Here is an 18,838-nt window from a genome sequence, read left to right as displayed (position 1 = left end):
CGAAGGGCCGGATGCGACTCATGCCCCAACGCCCGCCGTCACGCTCTTGCGGCTCTGCTCCAGAGCCTGGCAGGCCTGTTGAATCATCTGCTCGGTGATCGGCACTTCGCGGCCTTGGGCGTCGATGATCGAGCCGCAGGGCTGTTGGGGAGCCGGGGTCTGGGTTTTTTGCTGATCGTGGCTGTGCTGAGTGCTCATGTCCTGTCTCCTCTTCAGGTGCTGGCTCACGGTAAGCCGAAGGCGTGACACCGGTGTGTCGGCTTCGGGTCAGGTTGACGACGACAGTGCACCAGAGATGCCGGCCCATGGCTAGTCGCCGATTAGACCGAATGGGCATAGCGCCATCACTGGCCATTACCCTGTGCATCGTCACCAGAATGTGCGACGTCGCCGCGGCTGCCCGAGTTCCGTCAAACAGCTCGGCGTCGGCGACAGCGGTTTACCGAGGCACAGTGGTAGGCTGCACGTCCTTTGCCCCGGATCGACCCCCACCATGTCACAGCCTGCTTCGGCACTTCCTCCGCGCGCCCTGGGCCTGGCCTGGCGCTTCATTCGCCCGTATCGGCGTCAGGTTGTACTGGCGTTGCTGGCGCTGGTGCTCACGGCGCTGGTCACGCTGTCGATGGGCCAAGGTGTGCGGCTGCTGGTCGATCACGGTTTCATGACCGGTTCAGCCGCGCAGCTCAACCGCACCCTGGGCCTGTTCCTGCTGCTGGTGCTGGCCCTGGCGCTCGGCACCTTCAGCCGTTTTTATCTGGTGTCGTGGATCGGTGAGCGCTGCGTGGCCGACATCCGCCGCGCGGTGTTCGAGCACCTGTTGACCCTGCACCCAGGCTTTTTCGAAGACAACCGCAGCTCGGAAATCCAGTCGCGGTTGACCGCCGACACCACGCTGCTGCAGTCGGTGATCGGCTCGTCGCTGTCGATGTTCCTGCGCAATGCCTTGATGGTGGTCGGCGGTGTGGTGCTGCTGTTCATCACCAACGTCAAGCTCACCAGCATCGTAGTGCTGGCCCTGCCGCTGGTGCTGGCGCCGATCCTGCTGCTGGGGCGGCGTGCGCGCAGTCTGTCGCGGCAAAGCCAGGACCGCATCGCCGATGTCGGCAGCTATGTGGCCGAGACCCTGGGCCAGATCAAGACCGTACAGGCCTACAACCACCAGCCGCGCGACCGCGCGTTGTTCGCAGACACCGTGGAAGCGGCGTTCGAGGTGGCGCGCCTGCGCATCCGCCAGCGCGCCTGGCTGATCACCCTGGTGATCGTGCTGGTGCTGGGCGCGGTGGGGGTGATGCTGTGGGTCGGCGGCATGGACGTGATCGCCGGGCGCATGTCGGCGGGCGATCTGGCCGCATTCGTGTTCTACAGCCTGATCGTCGGCAGCGCCGTGGGCACCCTGAGCGAGGTGCTCGGTGAGTTGCAGCGGGCGGCCGGTGCGGCGCAGCGTATCGCTGAACTGCTGGCGGCGCGCCCGCTCATCGTCGCCCCAGCGCTGCCCGCCGAGCTGCCCAGGGCGGTTGGCCTGATCGAGCTGCAAGGGCTGCATTTCGCCTACCCGTCGCGGCCACAGCAGGCGGCCATCGACGGGCTCGATTTGCGCATCGAACCGGGCCAGACCCTGGCCTTGGTGGGGCCGTCAGGGGCGGGCAAGTCGACCCTGTTCGACCTGCTGCTGCGCTTCTACGACCCGCAACGAGGGCGCATCCTGCTCGATGGCCAGCCCATCGCCGAACTCGACCCCGCCACCTTGCGCCGCCAGTTCGCGCTGGTCGCGCAGCAGCCTGCGCTGTTTCGCGGCACGGTAGAGGCCAACCTGCGTTATGGCCGGCCCGAGGCCAGTTTCGAACAGCTCGAGGCGGCCGCGCGCAGTGCCCACGCCCATGAGTTCATCGAGCGCCTGCCGCTTGGGTATCAGACGCTGATAGGCGAGGGTGGTGTGGGGCTGTCGGGTGGGCAACGTCAGCGCCTGGCGATTGCCCGCGCGCTGCTGGTGGATGCGCCGATTCTGCTGCTCGACGAGGCCACCAGCGCTCTGGATGCGCAGAGCGAATACCTGGTGCAGCAGGCGCTGCCGACCTTGATGGCCGGGCGCACCACGCTGGTCATCGCCCACCGCCTGGCTACCGTGCAGCACGCCGAGCGCATCGCGGTGATGGATCAGGGAAGGGTGGTGGCGGTGGGTACGCATGCGCAGCTGATCGAGCAAAGCCCGCTGTATGCACGGCTGGCGGCCTTGCAGTTCGGCGCACGGGAGCTTTAGGCAGACAACAAAAAACCCGCACTGGGCGGGTTTCTTGTAAGGATTTGGTCGGAGAGACAGGATTCGAACCTGCGGCCTTCTCGTCCCGAACGAGACGCGCTACCTGGCTGCGCTACACTCCGATGGAACGAAATCCTACTGCATCGCCTTTTCGCACGCAAGCCCTTGTTGTAAATAAGGTTGTTGTACGAAAAGGCGCGGAATCAGAGCTCCTTGACGGTGCGGATCTGATCCTTGTTGAGGCGGGTACGCTTGCCGTCGAGCTGCTCGAATTCGTAGAAGCCGGAGTCTTCATCGTACTTGGGCGTGTCGACCGCCTGAATCTCGCGGCCATCGTTCAGGGTAATGACGCTCGGCGATGCGCAGCCGGCAAGGGCGCCCATGCCCAGGGCAAGCAGGAAGGCGGGAAGGGTCCGCTTGATCATCGTGTTTCTCCACATCGAGGGTGCTAGGTGTCCGTCAGACGCATGAGGTCTGCGCAAGTTCCTTGCACAGTGCAGCACAGTCGGGGTGTTCTTTCCAGGTCAATGGTTCGTGCTGCCCGCTGTGATATAACCACGGCAACATTTCCTCTGTGATGGACCCCCATGAAAGCCAAGGCAGATACCCCTTTCGTGCCGCTGAACATCGCCGTGCTGACGGTCAGCGACACCCGCACCCTGGACACCGACACCTCCGGCCAGACCTTCGTCGATCGCTTGAGCGCCGCCGGCCACAACCTGGCCGCGCGAGTGCTGCTCAAGGACGACCTGTACAAGATCCGCGCCCAGGTCGCCACCTGGATCGCCGAGGACACCGTGCAGGTGGTGCTGATCACCGGCGGCACCGGTTTCACTGGTCGCGACAGCACCCCTGAAGCGGTCGCCTGCCTGCTGGACAAGCAGGTCGATGGCTTCGGCGAGCTGTTCCGGCAGATTTCCGTACCTGATATCGGCACCTCCACCGTGCAGTCACGCGCCCTGGCCGGCCTTGCCAACGGCACCTTGGTGTGCTGCCTGCCAGGCTCGACCAACGCGGTGCGTACCGGCTGGGACGGCATCCTCGCCGAGCAGCTCGATGCCCGTCACCGTCCATGCAATTTCGTCGCGCACCTCAAGCAGGCCGCGCCGTGTGAAAGCCGTGGCTGAGGCGAGCCAGAACCGGCCATTGATGCCGGTGGAAGAGGCCCTCGCGCAGTTGCTGGCGATGGCCGAAGCCAAGCCGATTCGCGAGGTCGAGCAGGTGGCTCTGGCCGACGCCGATGGCCGGGTGCTGGCTGAGGATCTGGTCTCGAGCATCGACCTGCCGCCGTGGCCCAACAGCGCCATGGACGGCTACGCGCTGCGCCTCGCTGACTGGCAGGGCCAGCCGCTGGCGGTCAGCCAGCGCATTTTCGCCGGCCACGCCCCCGAGCCGCTGCAGCCGGGCACCTGCGCGCGGATCTTCACCGGCGCGCCGCTGCCGGCAGGCGCCGATTGTGTCGAGATGCAGGAAAACGTCGAAGTGCTGGCCGACGGCACGGTACGCCTGCTGGCGAGCCTCACGCCTGAACAGAACGTGCGCCCGCAAGGCCAGGAGGCGCGGGTGGGTGATCAGGTGCTGGCCGCTGGTACTCGGCTTGGGCCGATCGAGCTGGGCCTGGCGGCGACCCTCGGCCATGGTCGCCTGCCGGTGATTCGCCGGGCGCGGGTCGCGGTGTTGTCTACCGGTGATGAACTGGTCGAGCCCGGCCAGCCGCTGGCCGCCGGACAGATCTACAACAGCAACCGGCAGTTGCTGGTGAGCTGGTTGCAGCGCATGGGTTGTGAGGTCACCGACGCCGGTATTCTGGCCGATGACCTGGAACTGACCCGCCAGTGCCTGGCCGGTTTGGGGGATGTCGACCTGATCCTCTCTACCGGCGGAGTGTCGGTGGGTGAGGCCGACTACCTGGGCATCGCCCTGCGCGAAGCCGGCGAGCTGGCCTTGTGGAAGCTGGCGATCAAGCCCGGCAAGCCGCTGACCTTCGGCCATTTCCGCGGCGTGCCAGTGATCGGCCTGCCGGGTAATCCGGCCTCGACTCTGGTCACCTTCGGCTTGCTGGCCAGGCCCTACCTGTTGCGTCGTCTGGGGGTGAGCAAGCTCGAACCGCTGCGCTTCGAGATGCCTGCGGCGTTCGCCTGGAGCAAGGCCGGCAGCCGCCGCGAGTACCTGCGCGCACGCATCGAGCAGGGTCGGGTGCAGATCTACAAGAACCAAAGCTCTGGTGTACTGCGCAGTGCGGCCTGGGCCGATGGTCTGGTCGAGGTGCGCGAAGGCACCACGCCGCAACCGGGCGATGCGGTGAGCTTCATACCCTTCAGCGAGCTGCTCGACTGATCGCCTGTGCGGCCGCCTGCCAATCCCCGGCGGGAAGGCCCGCACAGGTTTTTTCACGCCTAGCGCCTTCGCCATGCAGCAAACTGCCCTTGCGCAGTGTCGAGATTGCCGTAGTACTCACCAACGGAGAAGCGCAATGCAGCAGCGCAAGGCAATGCTGATTTTGCATGGCAAACAGGCCATGAACGAAGACGTACGCAGCGCCGTGGCCCACTGCCGCAAGCGTGGCTGGACCCTGGATGTGCGCCTGACCTGGGAAGGCGGCGACGCTGCCCGGCTGGTCGATGAAGCCCTGCAGGCCGGCTATGGAACGCTGATTGCCGGCGGTGGTGACGGTACCTTGCGCGATATCGCCGAAGCCATGGGCAAGGCGGCGACGCAGGCCAGCCTGGTGCTGCTGCCACTGGGTACCGCCAACGATTTCGCCCGCGCCGCCGGCGTGCCGCTGGAGCCGTCCCAGGCCCTGGCACTGCTCGATCAGCCGGCGCGACCCATCGACCTGGGCAAGGTCGGTGAGCAGTGGTTCCTCAACATGGCCACCGGCGGCTTCGGCAGCCAGGTCACGGCCAATACCTCGGAAGACCTGAAGAAGGTGCTCGGCGGCGCCGCTTACCTGTTCACCGGCCTGAGCCGCTTCAGCGAGTTGCAGGCTGCCTCGGTGGAGCTGCAAGGCCCGGATTTCCACTGGCAGGGCGACTTGCTGGCACTGGGCATCGGCAATGGGCGTCAGGCTGGTGGCGGCCATGAGCTGTGTCCGGAGGCCCTGGCCGATGACGGCCTGCTGGAGCTGAGCATCCTGCCGGCGCCACAGGACATGGTCGGTGCCGTGCGTGAATTGCTGGGCGGCGGTGGCTTGTACGTCCGCGCCCGTCTGCCGTGGGTCGAAATCAAGAGCGCCAAGGGCCTGGACATCAACCTCGATGGCGAACCGCTGCAAGGTGACAACCTGCGTTTCGAGGCGCGCCCCGGCGCGATCAACGTGCACCTGCCGACCAGCTCGCCGCTGCTCAGTCGTCGAGGTTGATGATCTTCTCGCGCACCGCATACAGCACAAGACCTGCGACATCGAAGATGTGCAGACGCTTCATGATCTGGGCCCGGTGAGTCTCCACCGTCTTGATCGACAGACCAAGGCCGGTGGCGATTTCCCGGGTCGACTTGCCGCGCACGATCAGCCGCAGAATCTCCAGCTGCCGCGCGGTGAGGCTGCGCCGCTCGCTAAGGTCGGGGCTGCGCTGCAAGGCCTGGTTGATCACGGTATGGGCGATGGCCGGGCTGAGGTAGCGCTCGTTGTTGCGCAGCGCCAGCAGCGCCTGTTCCAGCTCGCTGGCGCTGGTGTCCTTGAGCAGGTAGCCATGGGCGCCGGCGTGCAGGGCGCGCATGATGGTCTGCGGATCGGTGTGCATCGACAGAATCAGCACCTTGCACGGAGCGCCGGCCTCGCGCAGTTGGGTCATTGCGTCCAGGCCGTTGGTCGAGCGCATCGACAGATCCAGCAGGACGATATCGGCTGCCACCTGTTCGACCAGCGCCAGCAACTGGTGGCCGTCTTCGGCTTCACCGACCACCTGGTAGCCGGGCAGGTCGGCGATCAGCGCGCGAACGCCTGCACGAATCAGCGAGTGGTCGTCGACCAGCAGCAACCTACAGACCATGGCTGACGGGTGTCCGGGCGCGGGGGTGGCTGCGCGGTGGCCACGGCAGACGGGCTTCGATACGCGTGCCATGCCCCGGCTGGCTCGAGAGGCTGAAGGTGCCTTGCAGGGCTTGGGCACGCTCCTGCATGCCTGCCAGCCCACGCTGCCCCAGCAGCTGCGGATCGGCGCCAGGGGTGAAGCCGACGCCGTCGTCCTCGATGCGCAGCAGCAGACCCGCGTCGCTGCGGCGCAGCTCGATGTGCAGGTTGCTGGCGTGGGCATGGCGCAGCAGGTTGGTGACGGCCTCCTGGGTGATGCGAAAGGCCGCCATGCTGATGGCCGTCGGCACGCCGTCCAGGCGCTGCGGGCAATGCAGGGTCCAGCGCACCGGGCTTGCCTGCAGGGTGCGCAGCAGGTGCGCGCGCAGGCTCGCCTCCAGGCCCAGGCTGAGCAGTTGCCGCGGGTTGAGCAGGCAGGTGACGTCGCGCACGTGGGTGAGGGTTTGTTCCAGGGTGCCGCGCAGGGTCAGGGCATGCGGCTTGAGTTCGCCGGGCAGGCGCCGCTGCAGCCAGTCGAGCTGCAAGGTGGCGGCGGTGAGTAGCTGGCCGATATCGTCATGCAGCTCGCGGCTCAGATGCTGACGCTCGCCTTCCTGGACCATCAGCATGCGCTGCGCCAGCTCCTCGGGCAGCAGGCTGATCGCGCGGCGTCGTTGACGCAACAGCCCGAGCACCGCCAGCAGCGCCAGCCCCTGCAACAGCAACACCTCGCCAGGCAAGGCCTGCGCACGCTCCCAGTAGCACAGGTTGGCTGCCAATGACGCCGTGCACAGCAGGCCAGTGACCCGGCGCAACCAAGCGCTGCGCTGACACGGGCGGGAACGGGGCTTGGCACATGACGGCATAGTCAGAGAGATCGCTAATGAGGACGGGACGTTCGGCGGGTGGCATCGGCAGCGCGCCGCAATGCAGTATGGGTGGGGTCAGGAATAATCGATTGGGCGCATGTTATCACTTCGGGTTGGTTTGGTCGCGGCGCCCCCGAAGTGGCGCCGCGCCCAGTATTTACGGGGCACCGGCAGGATTCGACCAAGGCCAATTGCCAGTATTTATGCAGCGTTCAAGTTGCAGCGTAACAACGATAGTTAAGCGGGTTAGTTGTCGCGTTTAATCACCTCTGCGTCTGGCAAGTTGCAACTTAGTCTGGCTGCGAGTGCCACCGGCCATGCGCGCAGGGCATGCCGCAGTCGGCGCTGGCGATCAGGCGTTGCTGTGCATCCAGCGCGCCGGCCAGGTCGTGGAGCAGGCGCAGTTGTTCCTGTTCATCGAGGTCGATGCGGCCGGTCGAGGGGTCGAGCAATTCCAGCTGCCAGGCCAGCAGGTCAAGGCAGGCCTGGGTGCGCAGCAACAGCACTTCGCTCAGGCGCGGCGCCTGACACGCCAACGACAGCAGGTAGCGCAGCGGCTCGGCATAGCGCGTGAGTTCGTCGACCCCGGCCAGCGCCGCGCGTCCTGCCAGCGCGCTGAGTGCCTGTTGCAGGCAATGGCAGGCATCGGCATCGTCGTCGATCAGCTGCAGATGCGCCATGCAGTCTTCGGCAGTGGCCAGCAAACGCCGGGCATCGACAAGAAACGGCCGCAGGGTGGCGGTGTCGGACGGGCGCTGATCCATGCTCAATGGCCCGGCCCACGCGCGGCGGCTGCCGCGCCTTCGAACACTAGTGGCAACAAAGCCTGACTCCTTCCATGCAGTGCGAAGGGCATCACATTAATGGGTAATGGATAGCGCGAATATCAGGTTCGACCCGGTATGGGGTAAGGGTTTCCCCGATGGTCAAGGCTGCGAGCCGCCTGGGCCGGGGCTTGCGTCGGGGTGGATGAAGGGTGTGGCCAGCCCTTGCAGTGCTATTAAAGTGATATCATTGCCACCACCCAGGCTGCGCGTTCCCATCAAGTTAACGCGCATGACGCCGATACAGGGCCAATGACATTTTTTCACCTCAGGGGCAGGGCAATGGCGGGCATTCTCGACACGGTAGATCAGCGCACGCAACTGGTAGGCGAAAACCGCCTGGAAATTCTCATGTTCCGCCTGGCCGGCCGCCAGTTGTTCGCGATCAACGTGTTCAAGGTTCAGGAAGTGCTGCAACTGCCCAAACTGACCCTCATGCCGCAGCGCCACGCATTCGTCTGTGGCGTGGTCAACCTGCGTGGCCAGACCCTGCCGGTCATCGACCTGTCCCAGGCCATCGGCATGCGCCCGCTGCAGCCGGGCCCGGACAGCACGATCATCGTCACCGAGTACAACCGCTCGGTGCAGGCGTTCCTGGTCGGTGGCGTCGAGCGCATCGTCAACCTCAACTGGGAATCGATCATGCCGCCGCCGACCAGCGCCGGTCGTCAGCACTACCTCACCGCCATCACCAAGGTCGACGAGCAGTTGGTCGAGGTGATCGACGTCGAGAAGGTGCTGGCCGAGATCGTGCCGTACAACGCCAAGGTCTCGCGCGAAAAGCTCGACGATCCGTTGCTGGCCAAGGCCCGCGGCCGCGAGATTCTGCTGGTGGACGACTCCAGTGTGGCCCTGGCGCAGTTGCGCGACACCCTGACCCAGCTCGACGTGAAACTGCACGTCGCCAGCGACGGCCTCAAGGCCTTGCGCATGCTCAAGGCCTGGGCCGATGCCGGCGAGGACATCTGCGAGAAGCTGCTGATGGTCTTCACCGATGCCGAAATGCCAGAAATGGACGGCTACCGCCTGACCACCGAAATCCGCAACGATCCGCGCCTGCGTGGCCTGTACGTGGTGCTGCACACCTCGCTGTCGGGCAGCTTCAACGAATCGATGGTGAAGAAGGTCGGCTGCGACAACTTCCTCTCCAAGTTCCAGCCCGATCGCCTGGTGGAGGTGGTGCGTCATCGCCTGTCGCTGGATGTCGCCGAGGCGTGAGCGGTATAAGCTGGGCGTTCGCTGAGCCAGGAGGCGGGGTCCCATGCTGTTGAGTGCGTTGTATCGGTATCCGTTGAAGTCAGGTCAGGCCCAGATACTGGCCGAGTCCTCGGTCGACACCTTGGGCCTGACCGGCGATCGGCGCTGGATGGTGGTGCGCGCCGACAACGGCCAGTTCCTCACCCAGCGCGCCTGGCCGCAGATGACCCAGATCAGCGCGTTGCATCTGCCAGATGGCAGCCTGCGGCTCGAAGCGCCAGGCTTCGCCCCGCTGAACGTTCCAGTGCCGGCGGCGGACGATGCGCTGCGCGGGGTGACCATCTGGCGTGACACCCTGCAGGTGCCCGATGCCGGTGATGCCGCTGCCGACTGGCTCAGCGCACTGCTCGGCAAAGCCCTGCGCCTGGTGCATTGCCCGGCGCACAGGGCGCGTTACCTGCCCAACGGCTACGGCCTGAACAGCGACCGCGCGGCCTTTCCCGACGGCTTCCCGTTGCTGCTGATAGGCCAAGGATCGCTGGATGAACTGAACCGCCGCATCGGTCGACCCATGCACATGCTGCGCTTTCGTCCGAACCTCGTGGTCGAGGGCGCCGAGCCTTTCGCCGAAGACCGCTGGCGGCGCATTCGCATTGGCGACATCACCTTGCGCCTGCTCAAGCCCAGCGTGCGCTGCATCCTCACCACCCTCGACCCCGCCACCGGCCAGCGCAGCCCCGACAAGGAGCCGCTGCTGACCCTCAAGACCTTCCGCGCCCGCGACGGCGATGTGCTGTTCGGCCAGAACCTGGCCGCCGATGGTGAGGGCATGCTCAGGGTGGGTATGTCGGTCGAGGTGCTGGAGTAGACCCTAAAGAAACGCGAACTTGGCGATGAAGATCACGCACAGCACCCACAGGCTCGCGGAAATCTCCCGGTGCCGGCCGGTGCCCGCCTTGAGCGCCACGTAGCTGATGAAGCCCAGCGCGATGCCGTCGGCCACCGAGAAGGTCAGCGGCATCATGATCAGCGTGACGATCGCCGGGATGCAGTCGGTGGCCTCGTCCCAGTTGATGTGCGCCATGCTGCCCATCATCAGCATCGCCACATAGATCAGTGCGCCGGCCGTGGCGTAGGCGGGAATCATCCCGGCCAGCGGGGCGAAGAACATCGCCGCGACGAACAGCAGCCCGACCACCACCGCCGTCAGCCCCGTGCGACCACCGGCAGCCACCCCGGCGGCGCTTTCCACATAGCTGGTCACCGGCGGCACCCCGACCGCGGCGCCGAACACGCTGGAGGCGCTGTCGGCCTTGAGCGCCCGCGAGAGGTTTTCGATGCGCCCATCGGCCTTGACCAGGTTGGCCCGTTGCGCCACGCCCATCAGCGTGCCGGCAGTGTCGAACATGTGCACGAAGAGAAACGCCAGCACCACGCTGATCATGCTCACGTTGAAGACCCCGGCAAGGTCCATGGCCAGCCAGGTCGGCGCCAGGCTCGGTGGTAGCGAGAACACTCCGCCGTACTGCACCAGGCCCAAGCCCCAGCCAATCAGCGTGACGCTGACGATGCTGATCAGAATCGCGCCGAACACCCGGTGATAGCTGAGGATGGCGATCAGCAGAAAGCACAGCGCCGCCAATAGCGGTGCTGGCTCGTGCAGCGAACCGAGCTTGATCAAGGTGGCCGGGCTGGCAACGATGATGCCGGCGGTCTTCAGCCCGATCACCCCGAGAAACAGCCCGACCCCGGCGCCCATGGCATGGCGCAGGCTCAGCGGGATGCTGTTGAGCAGCCACTCGCGCACCCGTGACAGGGTCAGGATCATGAACAGCACCCCGGAAATGAACACCGCGCCCAGGGCGGTCTGCCAGCTGTAGCCCATGGTGCCGACCACGGTGTAGGTGAAGAACGCGTTCAGCCCCATCCCTGGCGCCAGCCCCACTGGCCAGTTGGCGTACAGGCCCATCAACAGGCAGCCCAACGCCGCCGCGATGCAGGTGGCGACGAAGGCGGCGCCATGGTCGATACCGGCATCGGCCATGATGTTGGGGTTGACGAAGATGATGTAGGCCATGGTGATGAAGGTGGTCATGCCGGCGATCAGCTCGGTCCTGACCGTGGTGCCGTGGCGGTGCAGGCTGAACAGCCGTTCCAGCACGCCGGCCGCAGGCGAGCGGGTGCGGTCGGCGGCGGGCGCTTCGGGTTTTTGGCTTTCCACAGCGAATACTCCTCGAATCGTTCTTGTTGTACGGAGCGCAGTCACCCCAGTTTCGAGGCGGCCTGTGAGGGAGGCGACGACCTGGGGATTTGTTGACTACAAGGTCAGGAAGTCGCTCGCTGGATTATGCGTTTGTGTACAAAGAATGCAAATAATGTTTTCTTTTCTGTGTTCAACGGTTGCGGTACAACCGCTGGACAGGCCATTGGCGCACTGCAGAAAGGCCAGAGCCTGTGTACAATGAGCGAATACTTTGGCCCATTACCACCACCCGGTCCTGCCAGGCCCTCCTGCGGCGTCACAAGCGCCAGGAATGCGCCGGCCGATCCTCCTCGCCGAGAGCCCATGAACGAACAGCTGCAACCTCTGAAAAAACCTGTGCGCGCCAACAAGGCCGGTCGCAGTGGTACCCAGGACGACATCGTCTACGCGCATATCTTCGAGGCCATCCTCGAGCAGCGCCTGGCGCCGGGCACCAAGCTCAGCGAGGAAGCGCTGGGCGAGATTTTCGGAGTCAGCCGCACCATCATCCGCCGCGCGCTCTCGCGCCTTGCCCATGAAAGCGTCGTGCTGCTGCGGCCCAACCGCGGCGCCGTGGTGGCCAGCCCCAGCGTGGAAGAGGCGCGCCAGGTGTTCTTCTCGCGGCGCATGGTCGAACGCGCCATCACCGAACTGGCGGTGCAGCACGCCACTGCCGAACAGCTCAGCGAACTACGCCAGATGGTGCGTGAGGAACGCGACAGTTTTTCGCGGGGTGATCGCGGCGCGGGCATTCGCCTGTCAGGCGAATTTCATCTCAAGCTGGCCGAGGCGGCCGGCAATGCACCGCTGGTGAGCTTCCAGCGCAGCCTGGTGTCGCAGACTTCGCTGATCATCGCCCAGTACGAAAGCGGCAACCGCTCGCATTGCTCGTACGACGAGCACATGCAACTGATCGACGCCATCGAGGCCGGTGATGCGCAACAGGCGGTGAGCCTGATGATGCATCACATGGATCACATCGACAGCAAGCTCAACCTCGACGAAGAAAGCGCCTCCGACGACCTCCACGCCGTGTTCTCCCACCTGCTGAAAAAGCCCAAGGCTGCGGCCAAGGGCTGATGCCCACGCCGATGGCTGCAGGGTAATCTGAGCTGGGCCGGCGTTGCCGGCCATCGCGGCTGAAGCCGCTCAGGTGAACTGCGCCATCAATCGCTCAACGCCGATGCACCGAACGCCCCGCCGCAAAGGTTTCGCGCACGGTGCGGTCGTCGCCCAGGGTGGTGAGCACGAACAGGGTTTCCTCGATGCTGGTCGACTGTTGCAGGCGGTAGTCGAGCAGCGGCGTGGCCTTGTAGTCGAGGACCACGAAGTCGGCATCGTTGCCGACGCGCAGGCTGCCGATGCGGTCGTCCAGATGCAAGGCGCGGGCGCCGCCCAGGGTCGCCAGGTACAGCGATTTGAACGGGTGCAGCGGCGCGCCCTGCAACTGCATGACCTTGTAGGCTTCGTTCAAAGTGTTGAGCAGGGAAAAACTGGTGCCGGCGCCCACATCGGTACCCAGCCCCACGTTGACCTTGAAGCGCTCGGCCTGGGGCAGGTTGAACAGCCCACTGCCCAGGAACAGGTTCGAGGTCGGGCAGAACGCCACCGCTGAACCCGTCTCGGCCAGGCGCTGGCATTCCTCGTCGCACAAGTGCACGCCGTGGGCGAACACCGAACGCTCGCCGAGCAGTTCGAAGTGGTCGTAGACATCCAGGTAGCCGCTGCGCTCGGGGAACAGCTGCTTGACCCAGTCGATTTCCTTGAGGTTTTCCGACAGGTGCGTGTGCAGGTAGACGCCCGGGTGCTCTTTGAGCAGGCGTCCGGCTGCGGCCAGTTGCTCGGGCGTGCTGGTGGGCGCGAAGCGCGGCGTCACCGCGTAGTGCAGGCGTCCCTTGCCATGCCAGCGCTGGATCAGCGCCTTGCTGTCCTGGTAACCCGATTCTGCGCTGTCGGTGAGGTAGTCCGGGGCGTTGCGGTCCATCATCACCTTGCCGGCGATCAGGCGCAGATCGAGGCGTTCGGCCTGCTCGAACAGCGCGTTGACCGACTCAGGGTGCACGCTGCCGAACACCAACGCGGTGGTGGTGCCGTTGCGCAGCAGCTCATCGATGAACAGTTTGGCGACCTGGTCGGCATGGGCCTTGTCGGCGAACTGCCGCTCGCACGGGAAGGTGTAGGTGTTGAGCCAATCCAGCAGTTGTTCGCCGTAGGAGCCGATCATGCCGGTCTGCGGGAAATGGATGTGGGTGTCGATGAAGCCTGGGGTGATCAGCGCATCCTGGTAATGCACCACTTCGATGTCGGCGGCAAGCGTCGGCAGCAGCGCGCTGGCGTGGCCCACGGCGCTGATGCGGCCCTGTTCGATGACCAGCAGGCCATCTTCGAAATACTCATGGGAGGCCTGCACGCCGACCTCGGCAGGGTCGGCGATGCTGTGCAGGATGGCGGCGCGGTAGGCTTTGCGGGTAACGGTCATGTCAGGCTCGTCAAAGGGGCGTGGCTGCGCCGTGAAGGCGGCAGCAACTGGGCAATGGGGCCGGCGTTGCAGGCAGCGTCGTGCTGACCGAAACGGGCGTTGTAGGTGGCAATGATTTCCGCGGCGATGGACACGGCGATCTCGATGGGCAGCTTGCCCTTGACCTCGGCCAGGCCCATCGGACAGCGCATGCGCGCCAGCAGCGGGTCGGCAAAGCCGCGCTGGCGCAGGCGATGCTCGAACTTCACGCGTTTGCTGCGCGAGCCGATCAGGCCGAACCAGGTGAAATCATTGCGCTTGAGAATCGCGGCGGTCAGTTCCAGGTCCAGCGCGTGGTTGTGGGTCATGACGATGCAGTAGCACCCAGGCGGCAGCGTGGCGACTTCGTCGAGCGGCTCCTCGCTGACGATGTGCTGCACACCGTCAGGCACCTGCGCGGGGAATTGTTCGGCGCGCGAATCGATCCAGCGCACCCGGCACGGCAACGCGGCGAGCAAGGGTACCAGAGCGCGGCCGACATGGCCTGCGCCGAACACGGCAATCTGCGCCTGCACGCTGATCATCGGCTCGAACAGCAGCACCGTGGCGCCGCCGCAGCACTGGCCGAGGCTGGCGCCGAGGCTGAAGCGCTCCAGGTGCGGCGCACTGCGGCCCTCGGCCAGCAGCTGCCTGGCGATATGCAGGGCCTTGTATTCCAAGTGGCCGCCGCCGATGGTGTCGAACAGCGCGCTGGCGCTGACCACCATTTTCGAGCCGGCATTGCGCGGGGTTGAGCCGCGTTCTTCGATGATAGTCACCAGCACGCACGGCTCACCGCGGCGCTGGTGATCGGCGAGGGCGTTTATCCAGGTGTGCATGTGCTCGTCCCTCCAGAATTCGCGCGGGCAACCGCGTAAGCCATCAGCTGTTCGTGGTGGGCAGCGGCGCTGCGCCGGCTGTGTGCAGCGGGCAGGGGGCAGGCTGTTCAGCCTCGACCGCAGCCCGCGCCTGGCGCATCTGCTCGCAGCCCCACAGCACCCGTTCCGGGGTGGCGGGGGCGTCGATCTGCGGTTGCAGGCGGTAATCGGCCAGGCTCGCCACGGCGTCCTTGAGCGCACACCAGGCGGCGATGCCGAGCATGAACGGCGGCTCGCCCACGGCCTTGGAGTGAAACACCGTGTCTTCCGGGTTCTTGCGCTTTTCCACCAGCTTGACGCGCAGATCTTCCGGCATGTCTGCCACGGCGGGAATCTTGTAGCTGGCCGGGCCATTGGTCACCAGCTTGCCCTTGGCATTCCACACCAGCTCTTCACAGGTCAGCCAGCCCACCCCCTGGATGAAACCGCCCTCGACCTGGCCGATGTCGATGGCCGGATTCAGCGAGTCGCCGACGTCATGCAGCAGGTCGGCGCGCAGCAGCTTGTACTCGCCGGTCAGGGTGTCGATCAGCACTTCCACGCAGGCCGCGCCGAAGGCGTAGTAATAGAACGGCCGGCCGCGCGCCTGGCTGCGGTCGTAGAAGATTTTCGGCGTGCGGTAGAAGCCGGTGCTCGACAGCGACACCTGGGCGAAATAGGCCAGTTGAACCAGCTGTTCGAAGCTCAGCAGTTGCTCGCGAGCACGGATGTGGCCGTTGCGGAACTCGACGTCTTCTTCGCTGACCTGAAAATGCCGGGCGGCGAACTCCACCAGACGCTGCTTGAGGATCTGCGCGGCGTTCTGCGCAGCCTTGCCGTTGAGATCGGCGCCGCTGGAGGCGGCGGTGGGCGAGGTGTTGGGGACTTTATCGGTATTGGTGGCGGTGATCTGGATACGGCTGATGTCGACCTGGAACACCTCAGCCACCACCTGCGCCACCTTGGTGTTCAGGCCCTGGCCCATCTCGGTACCGCCGTGATTGAGGTGGATGCTGCCGTCGGTATAGATGTGAATCAGCGCGCCGGCCTGGTTGAGGAAGGTGGCGGTGAAGGAGATCCCGAATTTCACCGGGGTCAGCGCCAGGCCTTTTTTCAGCACCGGGCTGGCGGCGTTGAAGCGGCCGATGGCGGCGCGGCGTTCGGCGTAGTCGCTGCTGGCCTCGAGTTCTGCAGTGATTTCTTCGAGCAGGTTGTGCTCGACGGTCTGGTAGTAGTGGGTGACGTTGCGCTCGTGCTGGCCATAGTAGTTGGCCTTGCGCACGGCCAGTGGGTCGAGCCCCAGGTGGCGGGCGATGTGGTCCATCACCTGCTCGATGGCGATCATCCCCTGCGGGCCGCCGAAGCCGCGGTAGGCGGTGTTGGAGGCGGTATTGGTCTTGCAGCGGTGGCCATTGATGGTGGCATCGCCCAGGTAATAGGCGTTGTCGGCGTGGAACATGGCGCGGTCGACGATCGAGCCCGAAAGGTCCGGTGAATAGCCGCAGTTGCCGGCCAGTTCCAGCTGTATGCCGTGCAGCCGGCCATCGTCTTCGAAGCCGACGTCGTACTCCACGTAGAACGGGTGGCGCTTGCCGGTCATGCTCATGTCTTCGACCCGCGGCAGGCGCATCTTGGTCGGCTGGCCGGTGAGGTGGGCGATCACCGCGCACAGGCACGCCGGGCTGGCCGCCTGGGTTTCCTTGCCGCCAAAACCACCGCCCATGCGGCGCATGTCGATCACCACACGGTGCATGGCGATGCCGAGAACCTCGGCCACCAGTTTCTGCACCTCGGTGGGGTTCTGCGTCGAGCAGTAGACGATCATCCCGCCGTCTTCGCTGGGCATCACCGAAGACACCTGGGTCTCGAGATAGAAATGCTCCTGGCCGCCGATGTGCAGGCTGCCTTGCAGGCGGTGCGGCGCGCTGGCCAAGGCTGCGGCCGCGTCGCCGCGCTGATGGGTGTGGCTGTCGAGCACGAAATGTTTTTCCCGCAGTGCCTGCACCACATCCAGCACCGGCTCGAGGTCTTCATACTCGATGATCGCTGCCATGGCTGCGCGGCGAGCGGTGTCCAGGTCGCAGGCAGCTACGGCCAGCACTGGTTGGCCGACATATTCCACGGTGTCGATGGCCAGCAGCGGATCGCCGGCCACCACCGGGCCGATGTCCTTCAAGCCGGGTATGTCTTCATGGGTGATGACGATGCGCACGCCCTCGATAGCCAGGCACGGCGCGGTGTCGATGCGCAGGATGCGTGCATGGGCGCGGTCGGAGGTGCGCGCGTAGACGTGCAACTGGTTGGGGAATTCCAGGCGGTCATCGATGTAGATCGCTTCGCCGCTGACATGCTTGTCGGCGCTGTCATGCTTGACGCTGCGGCCGACGCCGGTGCGCAAGTCGTGGCGGAACAGTTCGGCCATTTCGGCCTGGCTCTTGACGTGATGCTCAGACATAGGCGGTCACCCGGGTGGCGATGTGCGGCGATTGCAGCTCGATGAAACACTTGCGCAGCAGGTTCTGCGCGGTCAGCAGGCGGTAGGCCTGACTGGCGCGAAAGTCCGACAGCGGGGTGAAGTCGTCGGCCAGGGCCTGGCAGGCGCGCTCGATGCTGGCCTGGGTCCAGGGTTGTCCGCGCAGCGCCGCTTCGCAGGCACGCGCGCGCTTGGGAATCGCGGCCATGCCGCCGAAGGCCAGGCGCAGGTCTTCGACGTTGCCCTCGTGCAGCTTCAGGTTGAAGGCTGCGCACACCGCGGAGATGTCATCGTCCAGACGCTTGGAGACCTTGTAGGCGCGCAAGGTCCAGGCCTCGCTCGCGCACGGCACGATGACCTGCTCGATGAATTCGCCCGGCTCGCGGGCGGTGACCCGGTAGTCGATGAAGTAATCCTCCAGGGCCAGGCGCCGCTGACGCTGACCCTGACGCAGCAGCAACTCGCTGCCCAAGGCGATCAGCAGCGGCGGCGCGTCGCCGATGGGCGAGGCGTTGCCAATGTTGCCGCCCAAGGTGCCCTGGTTGCGGATCTGCAGTGAGGCGAAGCGTTGCAGCAGGGCGCCGAAGTCTGGGTAGTGCGCGGCGAGTACCGCGTGGCAGTCGCTCAGCGCGGTGGCGGCGCCGATGTGCAGGTGGCCGTCGCGCTGCTCGACACCGCGTAGCTCCGCCACCCCGCCCAGGTAGATCATCACCGGCAAGCGCTTGTGCATCTGCGTGACCTCCAGCGCGAGATCGGTGCCGCCTGCCAGCAGCCGTGCCTCGGGCAGGGCGCTGTACAGCTCGGCCAGCTCGCTCACCGTGCTCGGCAGCAGGCAGCGCTTGTCGGCACTGGCCAGCTCTGCGGTGCCTTGCGGGGCAATGGCCTTGAGCTGGGCGATGGTCTGTTGCTGGCGGGCGTCGAACTGGTCGGAGTTGTCCCCGCTGCAGCACTGCGCCGCGGCGTCGAGAATGGGCCGGTAGCCTGTGCAGCGGCACAGGTTGCCGGCCAGGGCCTGGTGCGCCTGGTGCGTGTCGGCAGCGTCGCTGTTCTTTTGCAGGGCGAACAGCGACATGACGAAACCGGGGGTGCAGAAGCCGCACTGCGAGCCGTGACAGTCGGCCATGGCCTGCTGCACGCTGTGCAACTGGCCCTGGTGCTTGAGGTCTTCGACGCTGATCAGCTGCTTGCCGTGCAGCGCGGCGACGAAGGTCAGGCAGCTGTTGAGGCTGCGGTAGCGCAGGCGTTCGCCGTCGCCGTCATCGATCAGTTCGCCGACCACCACCGTGCAGGCGCCGCAATCGCCGCTGGCGCAGCCTTCCTTGGTGCCGGTCTTGCCCAGGTGCTGGCGCAGGTAGTCGAGCACGGTCATGTTCGGGTCCAGCGCCGGCTCGCTGCGCAGCGTCTGGTTGACGAGAAACTGGATCACGGAGGTGGCCTCGCTGTGAGTTTTTGTTGTTGTAGGGCGGACTCTATGCACGGCTGATTGGGTGGTCAATATTTTTCTGACCTTAAAGTCAGGAAATCAGTCGAAAGGCCGCTCCACACCTTCACCCATCAATGCTGCAAGCATAGTTCGCGCCCAATCCTGTGCCTGCGCGCAAACTCGCACA

At 65.5% G+C, this 18,838-nt stretch carries 17 protein-coding genes and 1 tRNA gene; 7 read left to right on the top strand and 11 right to left on the bottom strand.

All coding sequences use genetic code 11. The features are described from left to right. Positions 1-18: 18 nt before the first annotated feature. A complete protein-coding gene (locus H618_RS0103895; RefSeq protein WP_028693820.1) occupies positions 19-198 on the bottom strand; it encodes a PA1571 family protein in 180 nt (59 codons plus the stop codon). A gap of 295 nt (positions 199-493) precedes the next feature. Here H618_RS0103895 and H618_RS0103890 point away from each other — a divergent pair, with 295 nt between their 5' ends. Next, positions 494-2,257, top strand: a complete 1,764-nt coding sequence (locus tag H618_RS0103890; protein WP_028693819.1) for an ABC transporter transmembrane domain-containing protein — start codon at positions 494-496, stop codon at positions 2,255-2,257. Positions 2,258-2,302: 45 nt separating this feature from the next. Here H618_RS0103890 and H618_RS0103885 read toward each other — a convergent pair. Both H618_RS0103885 and H618_RS0103880 read right to left on the bottom strand, forming a co-directional pair. Then, positions 2,303-2,379 (bottom strand) — tRNA-Pro (locus H618_RS0103885). An 81-nt stretch (positions 2,380-2,460) separates the two neighbouring features. Then, positions 2,461-2,682 carry a YgdI/YgdR family lipoprotein gene (locus tag H618_RS0103880; RefSeq protein ID WP_028693818.1) on the bottom strand — a complete coding sequence of 74 codons (222 nt, stop codon included), beginning with the start codon at positions 2,680-2,682 and terminating at the stop codon, positions 2,461-2,463. A gap of 162 nt (positions 2,683-2,844) precedes the next feature. Between H618_RS0103880 and moaB the strand changes: the two genes are divergently transcribed. The 3 genes from moaB to yegS all read left to right on the top strand — a co-directional run bounded on the left by moaB (position 2,845) and on the right by yegS (position 5,618). Beyond that, entirely contained in the window at positions 2,845-3,384 is a 540-nt protein-coding gene (gene moaB, locus H618_RS0103875) for a molybdenum cofactor biosynthesis protein B (protein WP_028693817.1), read from the top strand. A 22-nt stretch (positions 3,385-3,406) separates the two neighbouring features. Next, on the top strand, positions 3,407-4,594 hold the full coding sequence (locus tag H618_RS0103870) for a molybdopterin molybdotransferase MoeA (protein WP_050577195.1): 1,188 nt from the start codon (positions 3,407-3,409) through the stop codon (positions 4,592-4,594). 136 nt (positions 4,595-4,730) lie between these two features. Continuing rightward, positions 4,731-5,618, top strand: coding sequence for a lipid kinase YegS (yegS, locus tag H618_RS0103865; protein ID WP_028693815.1), 888 nt, complete (start codon positions 4,731-4,733; stop codon positions 5,616-5,618). Here yegS and H618_RS0103860 read toward each other — a convergent pair. The 3 genes from H618_RS0103860 to H618_RS21195 all read right to left on the bottom strand — a co-directional run bounded on the left by H618_RS0103860 (position 5,602) and on the right by H618_RS21195 (position 7,902). Next, on the bottom strand, positions 5,602-6,249 hold the full coding sequence (locus H618_RS0103860; protein WP_028693814.1) for a response regulator: 648 nt from the start codon (positions 6,247-6,249) through the stop codon (positions 5,602-5,604). The two genes, yegS and H618_RS0103860, sit on opposite strands and share 17 nt — an antisense overlap. Beyond that, on the bottom strand, positions 6,239-7,135 hold the full coding sequence (locus tag H618_RS0103855) for a sensor histidine kinase (protein WP_028693813.1): 897 nt from the start codon (positions 7,133-7,135) through the stop codon (positions 6,239-6,241). Before H618_RS0103855 ends, H618_RS0103860 begins: the two co-directional genes overlap by 11 nt. A gap of 293 nt (positions 7,136-7,428) precedes the next feature. Continuing rightward, positions 7,429-7,902 carry a hypothetical protein gene (locus H618_RS21195; RefSeq protein ID WP_050577194.1) on the bottom strand — a complete coding sequence of 158 codons (474 nt, stop codon included), beginning with the start codon at positions 7,900-7,902 and terminating at the stop codon, positions 7,429-7,431. A 342-nt stretch (positions 7,903-8,244) separates the two neighbouring features. On the opposite strand from H618_RS21195, the gene H618_RS0103845 reads away from it, so the two are divergent. Continuing rightward, on the top strand, positions 8,245-9,180 hold the full coding sequence (locus tag H618_RS0103845; RefSeq protein ID WP_028693812.1) for a chemotaxis protein CheV: 936 nt from the start codon (positions 8,245-8,247) through the stop codon (positions 9,178-9,180). 43 nt (positions 9,181-9,223) lie between these two features. Continuing rightward, positions 9,224-10,027: an MOSC domain-containing protein gene (locus H618_RS0103840; protein WP_028693811.1), complete on the top strand. Its 804-nt coding sequence runs from the start codon at positions 9,224-9,226 to the stop codon at positions 10,025-10,027. A gap of 3 nt (positions 10,028-10,030) precedes the next feature. On the opposite strand, the gene H618_RS0103835 is transcribed toward H618_RS0103840, so the two are convergent. Next, positions 10,031-11,380 carry an NCS2 family permease gene (locus H618_RS0103835; protein ID WP_028693810.1) on the bottom strand — a complete coding sequence of 450 codons (1,350 nt, stop codon included), beginning with the start codon at positions 11,378-11,380 and terminating at the stop codon, positions 10,031-10,033. Positions 11,381-11,725: 345 nt separating this feature from the next. On the opposite strand from H618_RS0103835, the gene H618_RS0103830 reads away from it, so the two are divergent. Beyond that, positions 11,726-12,481, top strand: coding sequence for a GntR family transcriptional regulator (locus H618_RS0103830; RefSeq protein WP_028693809.1), 756 nt, complete (start codon positions 11,726-11,728; stop codon positions 12,479-12,481). 94 nt (positions 12,482-12,575) lie between these two features. Here H618_RS0103830 and guaD read toward each other — a convergent pair whose 3' ends face one another. From guaD to xdhA, 4 genes are read right to left on the bottom strand one after another with little or no spacing between them, the layout of a single operon-like run. Further along, positions 12,576-13,880, bottom strand: coding sequence for a guanine deaminase (gene guaD, locus H618_RS0103825; protein WP_028693808.1), 1,305 nt, complete (start codon positions 13,878-13,880; stop codon positions 12,576-12,578). Next, complete coding sequence (gene xdhC, locus H618_RS0103820) at positions 13,877-14,737, bottom strand: xanthine dehydrogenase accessory protein XdhC (protein ID WP_028693807.1); 861 nt, start codon at positions 14,735-14,737, stop codon at positions 13,877-13,879. The genes guaD and xdhC overlap by 4 nt, the downstream gene beginning before the upstream one ends. A 43-nt stretch (positions 14,738-14,780) precedes the next feature. Then, entirely contained in the window at positions 14,781-17,210 is a 2,430-nt protein-coding gene (gene xdhB, locus H618_RS0103815; protein ID WP_028693806.1) for a xanthine dehydrogenase molybdopterin binding subunit, read from the bottom strand. Further along, entirely contained in the window at positions 17,203-18,654 is a 1,452-nt protein-coding gene (gene xdhA / locus H618_RS0103810) for a xanthine dehydrogenase small subunit (RefSeq protein ID WP_028693805.1), read from the bottom strand. Before xdhA ends, xdhB begins: the two co-directional genes overlap by 8 nt. Between the last annotated feature and the right edge of the window lie 184 nt (positions 18,655-18,838).

The organism is Pseudomonas cremoricolorata DSM 17059 = NBRC 16634 (assembly GCF_000425745.1).
GTDB lineage: Bacteria > Pseudomonadota > Gammaproteobacteria > Pseudomonadales > Pseudomonadaceae > Aquipseudomonas > Aquipseudomonas cremoricolorata.
Note: the sequence above shows the minus strand (reverse complement) of the source record. Positions and strands in the feature narration are given on the sequence as shown.